General features: G+C 67.9%; 8 protein-coding genes. 4 read left to right on the forward strand and 4 right to left on the reverse strand.

Going from position 1 to position 13641, the window contains the following annotated elements; genetic code table 11:
* Nucleotides 1-230: 230 nt before the first annotated feature.
* Nucleotides 231-1742, forward strand: coding sequence for a tryptophan halogenase family protein (locus VN378_RS00340; RefSeq protein WP_325739864.1), 1512 nt, complete (start codon nucleotides 231-233; stop codon nucleotides 1740-1742).
* Here VN378_RS00340 and VN378_RS00345 read toward each other — a convergent pair.
* The 3 genes from VN378_RS00345 to VN378_RS00355 all read right to left on the reverse strand — a co-directional run bounded on the left by VN378_RS00345 (nucleotide 1739) and on the right by VN378_RS00355 (nucleotide 6671).
* Complete coding sequence (locus VN378_RS00345; RefSeq protein ID WP_325739866.1) at nucleotides 1739-2356, reverse strand: hypothetical protein; 618 nt, start codon at nucleotides 2354-2356, stop codon at nucleotides 1739-1741. The genes VN378_RS00340 and VN378_RS00345 overlap by 4 nt on opposite strands.
* A 100-nt stretch (nucleotides 2357-2456) precedes the next feature.
* Nucleotides 2457-3740 (reverse strand): sugar MFS transporter, encoded by a 1284-nt coding sequence (locus VN378_RS00350; protein WP_325739868.1) that lies wholly within the window; start codon nucleotides 3738-3740, stop codon nucleotides 2457-2459.
* 183 nt (nucleotides 3741-3923) lie between these two features.
* Nucleotides 3924-6671, reverse strand: coding sequence for a TonB-dependent receptor (locus tag VN378_RS00355; protein WP_325739870.1), 2748 nt, complete (start codon nucleotides 6669-6671; stop codon nucleotides 3924-3926).
* A 291-nt stretch (nucleotides 6672-6962) separates the two neighbouring features.
* Between VN378_RS00355 and VN378_RS00360 the strand changes: the two genes are divergently transcribed.
* Both VN378_RS00360 and VN378_RS00365 read left to right on the forward strand, forming a co-directional pair.
* Nucleotides 6963-8801: an alpha-amylase family glycosyl hydrolase gene (locus tag VN378_RS00360; RefSeq protein ID WP_414642196.1), complete on the forward strand. Its 1839-nt coding sequence runs from the start codon at nucleotides 6963-6965 to the stop codon at nucleotides 8799-8801.
* Entirely contained in the window at nucleotides 8798-10423 is a 1626-nt protein-coding gene (locus VN378_RS00365) for an alpha-glucosidase (protein ID WP_325739872.1), read from the forward strand. The genes VN378_RS00360 and VN378_RS00365 overlap by 4 nt, the downstream gene beginning before the upstream one ends.
* A 2-nt stretch (nucleotides 10424-10425) precedes the next feature.
* Here the strand turns inward: VN378_RS00365 and VN378_RS00370 are convergent, their stop codons facing one another.
* Nucleotides 10426-11439, reverse strand: a complete 1014-nt coding sequence (locus VN378_RS00370; RefSeq protein WP_325739874.1) for a LacI family DNA-binding transcriptional regulator — start codon at nucleotides 11437-11439, stop codon at nucleotides 10426-10428.
* Between the two features lie 107 nt (nucleotides 11440-11546).
* Here VN378_RS00370 and VN378_RS00375 point away from each other — a divergent pair, with 107 nt between their 5' ends.
* Nucleotides 11547-13607 carry a glycoside hydrolase family 97 protein gene (locus VN378_RS00375; protein ID WP_325739876.1) on the forward strand — a complete coding sequence of 687 codons (2061 nt, stop codon included), beginning with the start codon at nucleotides 11547-11549 and terminating at the stop codon, nucleotides 13605-13607.
* The last annotated feature ends 34 nt before the right edge of the window (nucleotides 13608-13641 follow it).

The raw sequence follows: 13641 nt of genomic DNA on the forward strand, positions 1-13641 counted from the left end.
ATTCCGCCACCGCCGCCGCCTCCCCCGCCGCCGCCACAGGCGGCGAGCGGAGTCAGAACCGCGGCGAGGAAGATGGCCCGGGACACCAGTCCCACTGCAATTCGGCTGAGCATGTGAATACCCGACTGGCCCCTGTTCCGACCCTGGACCCGGGTCGCAGGTTAGGCAATGGTTACAATGGCTTTGGTCCCGGTAAACAAATCGCGAACAGGGCAGGCGGGGAGCCCATCATGTCTGAACCCATCCGGTCCATTCTGATCGTCGGCGGCGGCACCGCCGGCTGGATGGCCGCGGCCGCCCTGCAACGCACGCTCGGGCCTCACGCCAGGGTGTCCCTGGTCGAATCCGAGGACATCGGCATCGTCGGCGTTGGCGAAGCCACCGTCCCCCCGATCCGCGACTTCAACGCCCTGATCGGTCTCGACGAGGCCGAGTTCATGCGCGAGACGAAGGCCACGCTGAAGGTCGCGATCGTCTTCCAGGACTGGGGTCGTATCGGCGCCCGTTACATCCACCCGTTCGGGACCTTCGGACGCGGTCCCACCCTGGCTGATTTCCAGCAGACGTATTTCGCGCTCAAGGCCCGGGGGCTCGCCGGCGACCTGGACGACTATTCGGTCTGCGCGCGCGCCGCCGACGCCGGCAAGGTGGGTGAGCGCGATCCCGATCCCCGCTCGCCGAGGAACAGCCTGTTCACCGCCTATCATTTCGACGCCGGCCTTTACGCCCGATACCTGCGCAAGGTCTGCGAGGGCCGTGGCGTCGAGCGGATCGAGGGCAAGATCGTTGATGTCGTCCAGCGTCCGGAGGACGGCTTCGTCGACGGCGTGAAACTGGAAGACGGCCGCATCCTCAAGGCCGATCTGTTCATCGACTGCACCGGCTTCCGCGGCCTGCTGATCGAGGGCGCGCTGAAGGCCGGCTACGAGGACTGGTCGCACTGGCTGCCCGTCGATCGCGCCATGGCCGTCCCCTGCGCCAGCGTGAAGCCCCTGACGCCCTGGACCCTGTCCACCGCCCGCGAGGCCGGCTGGCAATGGCGCATCGCCCTGCAGCACCGCACCGGCAACGGCTATGTCTATTGTTCGGACCACCTGTCCGACGAGGCGGCGCGCGAGACCCTGCTGGCCAATCTGGACGGCGAGCCCCTGGCCGAGCCCCGCGCCCTTCGCTTCGTCACAGGCCGCCGCAAGACCTACTGGGACAGGAACGTGGTCAGCCTGGGCCTTTCCAGCGGCTTCATCGAACCGCTGGAATCAACCAGCATCCATCTGGTCCAGTCAGGCATCTTCCGGCTGCTGCAGCATTTCCCGGACATGGATTTCAGCCGGGTCAATATCGAGGGCTTCAACCGCCGCCTCGGGCGCGAGGTCGAACTGATCCGCGACTTCGTCATCCTGCACTACCACGCGACGCAGAGGGACGATTCCCCGTTCTGGCGCCAGGTCAAGGCCATGCCGATCCCGGACAGCCTGTCGGAACGGGTCGAAGCCTTCCGCGACCGCGCCCTGTTGTATCAGGTCGGGGCCGACGAATATTTCAGCCAGGGCTCATGGCTGGCGGTCATGTACGGCCAGGGGATCGTCCCCCGCGGACCCAATCCGCTCTATGCCTACCAGAACGCCCACAAGGCGGCCGCCGGCCTGCGTCAGCTATCCGACGCGCTGGCCCGCACCGTCGACGGCCTGCCCGAACACGAGGCCTTCCTGAGGGCCAACAACATGTGGTCCGGCGAGACCTAGCCGACGGGAGCCGGCTCCGGAACAAGAGGCTCGGTCCGGATCGTCGGGGCTGGCGGTGTCGGCGCTGGCGGCGGCGCGGGCGTCTCGCGCCAGGCCGCTGCGGGGTTCAGCCCCGCCGTCGCCTCCAGGAAGGTCCCCGGCTTCATCGACGGCTCTCGCGCCGTCTGCAGCCCCGCGACCCGCGCCAGATCGGCGATGAAGCTGATGCAGTTGCGCCGCCGCAGGTCGTACAGGGATCCCTCGGGCCCGTGCCACCAGTCGGCGCGGGCCCTTACCGCGCGATAGACGGCGTCGCTGACCCTCAGCCGCAGATAGGGTTTGCCCTCGCCCACATAGCGGGGCTCGGGCGTGGCGACGACGCCGGGGCCGGTCGCGAGCAGCAGGTGGGGACCGGGATACCGGGCCGTGAACCCCGCCGCCCAGTCGACCGGGTCGCCAGTGTCGTCCAGCGATCCCGATGCGTGGACATAGGCATGGGGGAACAGCAGTTCACCGCCCCGGATGCGCGCGCCCGGGTGGGCGTAGAAGGTCAGGGTCACCGTCGCCCAGGCCGGGGCGGCGATCAGGGCCAGCGCCAGTCCCAGCAGTCCGGCCCGTCTCATCATTCCGATCATGCAGCTCTCCGCGGCCCCGCCCTATCCTGGGCGACGGGGAGCCAAACGCGCAAGGACCGCCGACGATGCCGTCGGCGGTCCTGCCGTGTCGTTTGCAAGATCAGTGCGGCGCCGGGGCCGCCGCGCCGTCGCCGTTGCGTACCCGCGTCCGCGCCGCCGCGATGGCGAACACCGTCAGCGCGGCATAGCCCGCCAGCGGCACGACGAAGGCCGGGCTCAGCGCCCCGCCTGCCGCATCGGCGATCCGGCCCGCGATCAGCGGCAGGACGGCCCCGCCGATGATGCCGAACACCAGCAGGCCCGAGGTCGCCGCGGCCGGCGCACTGGACCGTTCCAGCGTCAGGGTGAAGATGGTCGGGAACATGATCGAGTTGAACAGGCCGATCGACAGGGCTGCATAGGCCGCCGTCGTTCCACCCGTCTGGGTCACGACCGCGCACAGAAGGCCGGCGCAGACCGTGCAGACCGCCAGCAGAACGCCGGCGGGCACCCGCGTCAGCAGGGCGCTTCCCGCGAACCGGCCGATCATCGCCCCGCCCCAGTAGAAGGCGACCATCTTGCCGGCCTCTTCCAGCGGGATGTCCAGAATGTTGGCGCTGTTCAGGAAGTTGGTCAGCATCGAGCCGATGGCCACTTCCGCGCCGACGTAGATGAAGATGGCGAGGGCGCCGAACAGGGCCCAGGGCGAACCGAAGGCCGCCAGCGGGGAGGCTCCCACAACGGCGGCCGGCGCCGCGGCGTTGATCTTCTTGCGAGCCGTGAAGATGAACAGCGCCAGCAGGGCGAAGAAGACGCCCATCGCCAGGAAGCCGGCGTCGATGCTGCGCAGCGACTCATTGCGCGTCGCCACGGTGACCACGGCGCCGGCGGCGAAAACCCCGCCCGTCAGCAGCACATGCGACCCCAGCCACGGCCCGATCGTCGTGCCCAGCGAGTTGAAGGCCTGCGAGAAGTTGAGCCGGAAATGCGAGCTCTTGCGGGCGCCCAGTTCCGCCACCAGCGGGTTGGCCGCGACCTGCAGCAGGGTGACGCCCGAGGCGATGACGAACAGGGCCAGCAGTACGCCAGCGTATTGATCCATCATCGTCGCCACGGGAACGATCAGGCAGCCCAGCACCATGGTCGCGAGGGCGGCGATGATCGCCCGGCTGTAGCCCAGCCGGGCCAGCACATAGGACGCCGGGATCGACGCCACGCCATAGGCGATGAACCAGGCGGAGGTGGTGAAGAAGGCCTCGGTATAGCTGAGATCGAACACACGCCGCACCGCCGCGATCAGCGGATCGATCAGCGAGGTGGCGAAGCCCCATGCGAAGAACAGGGTCGTCACATAGGCGAAGGCGGCGCCGGTCTTGTGAACGGTCGAGGTTTGGGTGTTGGTCATTTCACTCCCCTGATCACCGCATCGTCCCCACGCGCGGCCGTTGCGTCTTTGGTTTCATTCACGAGCGGTCGCGTCCAGCAGTTTGATCCGGGTCGTAACCAAAAGTGGCCGGACGCCGCCGCCGGAAAACGAAAAGGCCGCCCCGGTTTCCCGGAGCGGCCCCTTCCCGACCGGTTGGGACGGTCAGTAGCGGTAGTTGATTCCGAACAGGAAGGTCCGGCCATAGGACTGGTAGTCGATGATGCGGCGCTCGTCGCCGCCCTCATAGGTGTAGAACGGCTCGTCGGTCAGGTTGTTGACCTGGAACAGGGCCGACAGGCCTTCCAGCTGTCCGGACTGGAACTCGTACCCGATCTGGGCGTCGACGATGTTCTCGGCCGCCACCTGGCGGAAGGTGCGGCCGTTGCCGAAGCCGGCGACCTCGCCCAGGAACTCGGACCGGTAGCGGTTCGAGACGCGGGCCTGAACGCCGTCCTTCTCATAGTACAGGGTCAGGTTGGCGACGGTTTCCGACAGGCCGGGGATCGGCGTGGCGGGGTTGCCCGGATCCGGCTGGATCTTGCTTTCAGTCTGCGAAACCGAAAGCTGACCCCCGAACCCTTCCAGCCAGGGAGAGATGAAGTCGAACGGGGTCGAGACCGCGAGCTCGACACCATAAATCTCGCCGCCCTCGCCGTTCTCCGGCTGGGTGTAGGTGCCCTGGCGATAGACCCCGGTCACCGGCGGGAAGTCGGTGTAGTCGAAGGGCGTCGTCCGGTCGTAAACGTAGGTCTCGAGGTCCTTGTAGAAGGCCGCAATGGAGAAGTAGGCCGAGCGGCCGAAATACTGCTCGAACGAGACGTCGAAGACGTTGGCGATCCAGGGACGAAGCTGCGGATTGCCGCCGTTGCCGGTGAAGGGTGGATTCTGCGGATCGTACGCCGGGGTGTTCGCGCCGGGCGCGGCGGGGTCGTCGCGGCTGGCGTTGTAGCTGAAGGTCCGGCTGGCGCGCATCTGGTCCATGCGGGCGCGCGACAGGGTCCGGGCGGCCGCCAGGCGCAGGAAGCGCGAGTCAGCCAGTTCGAAGATCAGGTTGGCGCTGGGCAGCACCTCCCAATACTCGTCGCCGCCCGAGATCGCGATGGATTCGGATACGCCGGTGCCGAGTTGACGCGCGGCGAAGCCGTCGGAGCTTTGCTCGGTGTACTGGGCCTGGAGGCCGAAGTTGCCGGTCAGGGGGAACGGTCCCACCGTCGTGTCGATGTCAAACTTGACGAACGGCGTGGTGACCTTCTCCTCGACGAACCAGTTGCCCGCGCTCACGTCGGCGTTGGGGTTGCGGATCAGGTCGTAGAAGCCGCTACGGACCAGGCCGAGGGCGTCGTAGCTGATCATCCGGGGAATGCCGAGATAGGCCAGCGAGGTCGGATCCAGGCGGAAGGCCGTCGGCACGACCGGCGAAGCGCCGCCCGGGACGCCAAGGTAGAACTGGTCGTTGATGAACTCCTTCTCGCGCTTCGATGCGTAGACGCCGACTTCGACGCCGCTGATGAAGGACCAGTCCACGTCCCCTTCCAGCGAGAAGCGGGCGCCGGTCAGATCGTCATTGACCGTGGGCGAGTTCAGATAACCGTCCTGGCCGCCGGGAATGACGTCCCCGCCCCAGCCCTGCGGGCTGGTCAGGCGGATCAGGTCGAAGTCGCCGTAGTCGAGGCCAGGGCTGAAGCGGGTGATGTCGTCGCTGGTGCTGAAGCCGATGGTGTCCGTCGCGCCGACGGGGCCTCGACCGGTGCCGGCGTAGGTCTCCAGGATCTGGTCCGTGCGCTCGACCGCGGAGTAGTTGATGTCGGCGTTCAGCGACCAGGCGTCATTGAGCTGGAATTCGCCGTTCCACCCCAGCGACGTCAGGGTGCTTTCACGCGTATTGACGTCGTTGCGGACCACGCCCTTGACGCCGGTGTAGGTGCCGGCGACCACCAGCCCGTCCTCGACGGTGAAGCCTGGCTGCAACTGGGCCGCCGACCAGAACAGCGGCAGTTCGATGCCGCGCAGGATCTGGGTGTTGTCGAACTCGGAGTAGAAGGCGTCGAACGTCATGTGGACGCGATCGTTCGGACGCATCTCCAGCACGCCGATGTAGCCGTTCCGCTCCAGATTGGCGGACATGACATAGGGCTTGGAACCGCCGATCACGCGCGGGCCGCCGCCGGTGACCTCGGGATAGCCCCAGGCGTTGAAACGCTCGGACTGATACGGGCTCTCGATGTGCGCATAGCCCAGCACGATGCCGATCGTGTCGTCGGCGAACTGGTCGATGTAGGACACGCTGTAGCGCCAGCCGCTGTCGTCGGACCCCGCGTTCAGCGCGCCGATGTCGTTGAGCTCGTAGCGCAGGTTGGCCGCGATGGCCTGACGGCCATATTCCAGCGGGCGGACAACGCGAAGGTCGACGGTGCCGGCCAGACCCTGCCCGATCAGAGCTGAGTCCGGGGTCTTGTAGACGACGACGCTGCCCAGCAACTCCGACGGATACTGGTCGAATTCGACGCCGCGGTTGTCGCTGGTCGTCACCTGCTCGCGACCGTTCAGCAACGCGGTGGTGAAGTCCGGACCCAGGCCCCGGACCGAGATGTTCTGACCCCGGCCGTCCAGACGTTGCAGCGACAGACCCGGAAGGCGCCCCAGCGATTCGGCGATCGAGACGTCCGGCAGCTTGCCGATGTCCTCTGCGGTGACGACCTCGACGATCGAGGTCTCGTTCCGCTTGGCCGCGATCGAATTCTGGATCGAGGCCCGGATGCCGGTGACGATGACCTCATCGATCTCCGTCGCCTCGGGCTCCTGCCTCGCATCCTGCGCCGCGGCGGCTCCGGCGAGGGCCATCAGGCCGATGGCGCCGATTGCGGCTCCGGCAAGCAAACGCGCACGTCGAGTGACCTGGGTTCTCATCATCATTCTCTCCCTGGGCCGGCGCATTTCTGTCGAAGCGTCCGGGCTCTCGTCGCAAAGTTATGCAAACTTATGGGAACCTTGCAAGCTGCGAATCTTCAGATCGGGGTCCGGGCGTGGCCGAAATGTGACGCGCGCAGCCTCCATACCGCACTGCACAAGGCGATTTTGCCCTCCACCGCCGCATTTTGGACGCGCAATCTGGATGGATTGACAGACGGGCCCAGCGCTGCAAAATCTTGCAAACTGATCCAGCGGGCCACGCCGTCCGCGGACAACGAGGAACGCCAGACCATGACGGAACGCCTTAACCGGTGGAATCGAGTCTGTGTCGCCGCCCTGCTGGGAGGCGCGCTCGCGGGCGCCGTCTCGCCCGCCTGGGCCCAATCGACGGGGGCCCAATCGATGGCCGGCGCTCTGGAGGCCTTGCGCCAGCGTCCGGCCGAGGACGAGGTCGTCTATTTCCTGCTGCCCGACCGGTTCGAGAACGGCGACGCCGCCAACGACCGGGGCGGTGCGCGCGGCGACCGGCTGGTCACCGGCCATGACCCGACCGACCCCGGCTTCTACCACGGCGGCGACCTTAAGGGCCTGACCGCCCGGCTCGGCTACATCCAGGGTCTGGGCGCCACCGCCCTGTGGATCGCGCCGCCCTTCGTCAACAAATGGGTGCAGGGCCCGCCGGGGCAGGAAAGCGCGGCCTATCACGGCTACTGGATCACGGACTTCACCCGCATCGATCCGCATTTCGGGACCAACGACGACTTCCGCGCCCTCGTCGACGCCGCCCATGCGCGGGGGATGAAGATCTATCTCGACATCGTCATCAACCACACCGCCGACGTGATCCGCTACCGCGAGTGCCCGCAGAACGACTGCGGCTACCGCTGGAAGGGCGACTATCCGTACCAGCGCCGCGGCGGGCTGGAGGGCGAGGCGATCAACCCCGGCTTCACCGGCGCTTCGGGCGGCGATTTCTCGACCCTGACGCGCCCGGACTATGCGTACACGCCCTACAATCCGGCGGGTGAGGAGACCGTGAAGGTCCCGGCCTGGCTCAACGACGTGGGCCTCTACCACAACCGGGGCAACAGCGCCTGGTACAGCGAAGCCCGCATGGACGGCGACTTCTCCGGCCTCGACGATCTGTTCACCGAACACCCGCGCGTGGTCCAGGGCTTCATCGACGTCTACGGGGCCTGGATCGACGACTACGGGATCGACGGCTTCCGCATCGACACCGCCCGGCACGTCAACCCCGAGTTCTGGCAGGCCTTCGTGCCCGCCATCCTCGAGCGCGCCCGGGCGAAGGGCATTCCCAACTTCCACATCTTCGGCGAAACCTACGACTTCCAGTCCGGCACGGCGGCCATGCACACGATCGTCGACGGCCTGCCGACGGTGCTCGACTTCGCCTATCAGCGGGCCGTCCAGAACATGGTCACGGGGGCCGGAAACCCGGACGCCATGGGCTACCTCTTGATGGAGGACGCCGTCTACGCCGGCGGGGCGGAGACGGCGCTGCGCCTGCCGACCTTCACCGGCAACCACGACATGGGCCGCATCGGCCATCTGATCCTGAAGGCGATGCCCGACATCTCCGACGCCGAACTGCTGGACCGCTCGGCCCTGGCCCACGCCCTGGTCCTGCTGGGGCGCGGCGTGCCGGTCATCTACTACGGCGACGAACAGGGCTTCACCGGCGACGGCGACGACCGCCGTTCACGGCAGGACATGTTCGAGACCCGCGTCCCCGCCTATGCCGACGACCGCCGCATCGGCGCCGCATCGGGCCCGTTCGACGCCGACGCCGACATGTACCGCCGCATCGCGGACATGAGCCGCGTCCGCGCCGCCGACGCCCGCCTGCGCCACGGTCGCGTCGCGGTCAGGATCGCCGATCAGACCCCGGGCGTTCTCGCCCTCTCCCGGCTCGATGATGACGGCGAGACCCTGGTGGTGTTCAACACCTCCACCGAGGCGCGCGACGTCAATGTCCCGGTCGAGACCGGCTCGTCCGGATGGCGCGCCCTGCTCGGCCAGTGTCCGGCCCGCGCCGCCGCGCCCGGCTCGATTTCCGTTTCCGTGCCCGCCCTGGGCTATCTTGTCTGCGTATCCGAAAGACCAGCGTGACCGCCCAGATTCTCGAACACCCGACCGCCCTGCCCGACACCGCCGAATGGTGGCGCGGCGCCGTGATCTATCAGGTCTATCCGCGCAGCTTCGCCGACACCAACGGCGACGGCGTCGGCGACCTGGCCGGCGTCACCGCCCATCTGGACCACATCGCCTCGCTGGGCGTCGACGGCGTCTGGTTGAGCCCCTTCTTCACCTCGCCGATGAAGGACTTCGGCTATGACGTCGCCGACTATTGCGACGTCGATCCGATCTTCGGCTCGCTGGCCGACTTCGACCGCCTGATCGCCCGGGCCCACGAACTGGACCTGAAGATCATCACCGATCTGGTCTTCGCCCATACCTCGGACAAGCACGCCTGGTTCGAGGAAAGCCGCCAGTCGCGCGCCAATCCCAGGGCCGACTGGTTCGTCTGGGCCGACGCGAAACCCGACGGCTCGCCGCCTTCGAACTGGCAGTCGGTGTTCGGCGGCCCGGCCTGGACCTGGGACGCCCGGCGCGGCCAGTACTACATGCACAATTTCCTGCCGGAGCAGCCGCAGCTGAACCTGCACAGTCCCGACGTCCAGGACGCCCTGCTGGACGCCGCCCGCTTCTGGCTGGACCGCGGCGTCGACGGCTTCCGCTTCGACGCCATCAACTTCTCGATGCACGACCCGAAGCTGACCGACAATCCGCCCCTGCCGCCCGGCGGCAAGCGCACCCGGCCGTTCGACTTCCAGGACAAGGTGCACAACCAGTCCCAGCCCGGCATCGTCGACTTCCTCGCCCGCATCCGCGCCCTGACCGACAGCTATGGCGGCCGCTTCAGCGTGGCCGAGGTCGGCGGCGACCACGCCGAGCGCGAAATGCAGGCCTTCACCCGGGGCGAGGACCATCTGAACAGCGCCTATGGCTTCCTCTACCTCTACGCCCCCACGCTGGAGGCCCAGCTGGTGAGGACGGGCGCCGAGGCCTGGCACGGGCGCGACGGACAGGGCTGGCCCTCGTGGACCTTCTCGAACCACGACGCGCCGCGCGCCATCTCGCGCTGGGCCGGCGGCCGGGATCCCAGGGCCTTCGCCGAGATGGCGATGCTGCTGCTGATGACCCTGCGCGGCAATGTCTTCATCTACCAGGGCGAGGAACTGGCCCTGCCCCAGGCCGAGGTGCCGTTCGAGCGGCTGGCTGATCCCGAAGCCATCGCCAACTGGCCCCAGACCCTCGGCCGCGACGGCGCCCGCACCCCCATTCCCTGGACCGCCGACAAGCCCCAGGCCGGCTTCTCGACCGCCGAGCCGTGGCTGCCGGTCGATCCGCGCCACATCGCCCTGTCCGTCGACCGGCAGGAACGCGACCCGTCATCCATGCTCCACGCGACCCGCCGTCTGGTCGCCTTCCGCAAGGCGCATCCGGCCCTGATGCGGGGCGAGATGACGCTGCTGGACCGCAACGACGATCTGCTGGCGTTCGAGCGGGTCCACGAGGGCGAACGTCTGGTCTGCGTCTTCAACCTCGGCTTCGAGCCTGTGGCCTGGACCCCGCCGGAAGGGCATGAACGCATCGAGGCGGTCAACCTCGATGCGTCGAAACCGGGGATGCTGCCGCCGATGGCGGGACTGGTTCTGGCCGCCGGATGACCTCAGCCGCCGCAGCTCTCGCGCACGATCAGGTCGGTGGGAATCCGTTCCGACCGGCCGACGGAATCGCCGGGGTTGTCGAGCAGCTTGGACACCAGCAGCCGGCCCGCCTTCATCGTGTCCTGGGCGATCGTCGACAGGGCGGGGCGGCTGTAGCGGCTGAAGGGCACATTGTCGAAACCGATGACGGAGACGTCCTCGGGCACCCTCAGTCCCGCGTGCAGCAGGGCCCGCACGGCGCCCAGGGCGATCTGGTCGGAGGCGCAGACCACGCCGTCGAACCTGACCCCGCGCCGGATCAGGCTGTCGACCGAGGCCTCGGCCGACTCGACCTCGAAATGCGCCTCCATGATCAGGTCCGGATCGACCTCGATGCCCGATTTGGCCAGGGCTTCCAGATAGCCGCGGTGGCGCTGCATGGCCTCGGGCGGATCCAGGTCGCCCAGGAAGACGATGCGCTTTCGTCCCAGCCGCGCCAGATGCAGGGTCGCGCGCCGGCCGCCGGCCAGATTGTCCGACCCGACCGAGCAATAGGCCTGGTCCGGCATCTGGGCGCCCCAGACCACGAACCGGCCCTCGGTCTCGGCCAGCCGGTTCAGGCTCTGGTGCAGGGTGCTCTGGCCCAGGAAGATCACCCCGTCGGCCCGGCTGGTGTTCATCGCCGCCGACAGGTCGTCGTAACTGGTGGGCGAGAAATGGCTCATGATCACGTCGCAGCCGCGCTCGCGCGCCGCCTCGCCGACGCCGGCCAGAAGTTCGAGGAAGAAGGGGTCGCTCAACCGGCCCTCGCGCCCCTGCGGCCGCGGCGTCACCAGGGCGATCACCCCGTCGGCGCCGATCGGACCGGCGGGCATGTAGCGGCGGAAGGGATAGTCGTGCTCGCGCGCCAGCTTCCAGATCAGCTGCTTGGTGCGCGCATTGACCGCCGGGCTGTCATTCAGCGCCCGCGACGCCGTCGAGATCGACACCCCCGCCAGTTTGGCCAGGTCTTCCAGACGGGTATTGCGGCGGCTCACGCGCGGGCTCCGGTCGAAACTGTGTCTGCAAAATTTGCTGCAAACCTTGCTTGTTCTGCGCCGCCACGGCCGCGCTTGGCAAGTGCTGTTCCGTGGAGTGTTCCCTCATGCTGACCCGCCGGTTCCTGATCTCCACGACGGCGCTGGTCGCGGCGCTTCCCGCCGCGGCGGCCCGCGCCCAGGACGCCCCCGCCGTCGTCAGCGCCTCGTCGCCCGACGGGGTCCTGTCCGTGTCGGTGACAGTCACCGGCGAGGGCCGTCCCGAATACAGCGTCAGCCGTCTGGGCCGTCCGATCATCGCCGCCTCGCGCCTCGGCTTCCTGCTGACCGACGCGCCGAAGCTGGAACGCAATTTCGCGGTCACGGCCGAGGCGCCGACGCAGCACGACGACACCTGGGAGCAGCCGTGGGGCGAGCGCCGCTTCATCCGCAACCGCTACACCCGGCTGCGCGTCCACCTGACCGAGAAGGGTGGCCTCGAGCGCCGGATGGACGTCGTCTTCCGCCTGTATGACGACGGGATCGGCTTCCGCTACGAATTCCCCGACCAGCCCAATCTGAAGGCCGTGAAGATCGGCGACGAGCTGACCGAGTTCGCCGTGGTCGATTCCGGCACGGCCTGGTGGATCCCGGCCTTCGAGTGGAACCGCGAGGAATACCTCTACAACCGCACCCGCATCGACGCGGTCGGCGTCGCCCAGACCCCGCTGACTGTCCGCACCGACGACGGCCTGCACGTCTCGATCCACGAGGCGGCCCTGATCGACTATTCGGGCATGAACCTGCGCCGCGTCGAGGGCGGGCGGTTCAAGGCGGCCCTGACCCCCGGCCTGTCCAATGCGGCGGTCGAGCTGACCACCCCCTTCGTCACGCCGTGGCGCACCCTGCAGATCTCGGACACCGCCGCCGGCCTGGTCGAATCCAGCCTGATCCTGAACCTCAACGAGCCCAACAGGCTCGGCGACGTCAGCTGGTTCAAACCGATGAAATACGTCGGCATCTGGTGGGAGATGCACCTCGACCTGAAGACCTGGAACTCGGGGCCGAAGCACGGCGCGACCACCGAAAACGCCATCAAACACATCGATTTCGCGGCCGAGCACGGTTTCGGCGGCGTGCTGATCGAGGGCTGGAACGTCGGCTGGGACGGCGAATGGTTCGGGACCGGCTGGAACTACAGCTTCACCCAGGCCTATCCCGATTTCGACATCGAACGCGTCGCCGCCTACGCCCGGTCGAAGGGCGTCGAGATCATCGGCCACCACGAAACCGGCGGCAACGGCTTCCATTACGAGCAGCAGCTGGACGCCGCCTTCGCCCAGATGCAGCGGTTCGGCTGGCATTCGGTCAAGACCGGCTATGTCGCCGACGCCGCCGGAGCGCGCGTGCGCGGCCCCGACGGCCAGCCCCGCCTGGCCTGGCACGAGAGCCAGCCGATGGCCCAACACCACCTGCGCGTCGTCGAAACCGCCGCGAAATACCAGGTCGCGGTCAACGCCCACGAGCCGTTCAAGGACACCGGCCTGCGCCGCACCTTCCCCAACATGATCTCCCGCGAAGGCGCGCGCGGCATGGAGTTCAGCGCCTGGGGCCAGCCCGGCAACCCGCCCGAGCACGAGGCCAATCTGGTCTTCACCCGCCTGCTGGCCGGACCGATGGACTACACCCCGGGCATCTTCGGCATGAAGACCCGCGCGCCCGACGGCATCGCCACCACCTGGGCCAAACAGCTGGCGCTCTATGTGACGATCTACAGCCCCATCGTCATGGCCGCCGACCTGCTGGAAAACTACGAGGCCAATCCGGGCCCGTTCCAGTTCATCAAGGACGTGGTGACGGACTGGTCCGACACCCGCGTCCTGAACGGCGAGATCGGGGACTTCGTCACCATCGCCCGCAAGGACCGCAACTCGGACCAGTGGTTCCTCGGAGCCCTGACCGACGAGCACCCGCGCGTGCTGGACGCCTCCCTGTCCTTCCTCGACCCGGGCCGCCGCTATCGCGCCGAAATCTACCGCGACGCCCCTGACGCCGACTGGAAGACCAATCGCGAGGCCATCGTCATCGAGGCGCGCGAGGTCACAGCCGCCGACACTCTCAGCCTGCGCCTCGCGCCCGGCGGCGGCCAGGCCATCCGCTTCGTCCCGCTGGGGAGGGCCCGCCGTTGACCATCGTCACGCCCGAAGGGGTCGCCCCCGGCGC

The organism is Brevundimonas sp., from assembly GCF_035561115.1.
Taxonomy (GTDB): Bacteria; Pseudomonadota; Alphaproteobacteria; order Caulobacterales; family Caulobacteraceae; genus Brevundimonas.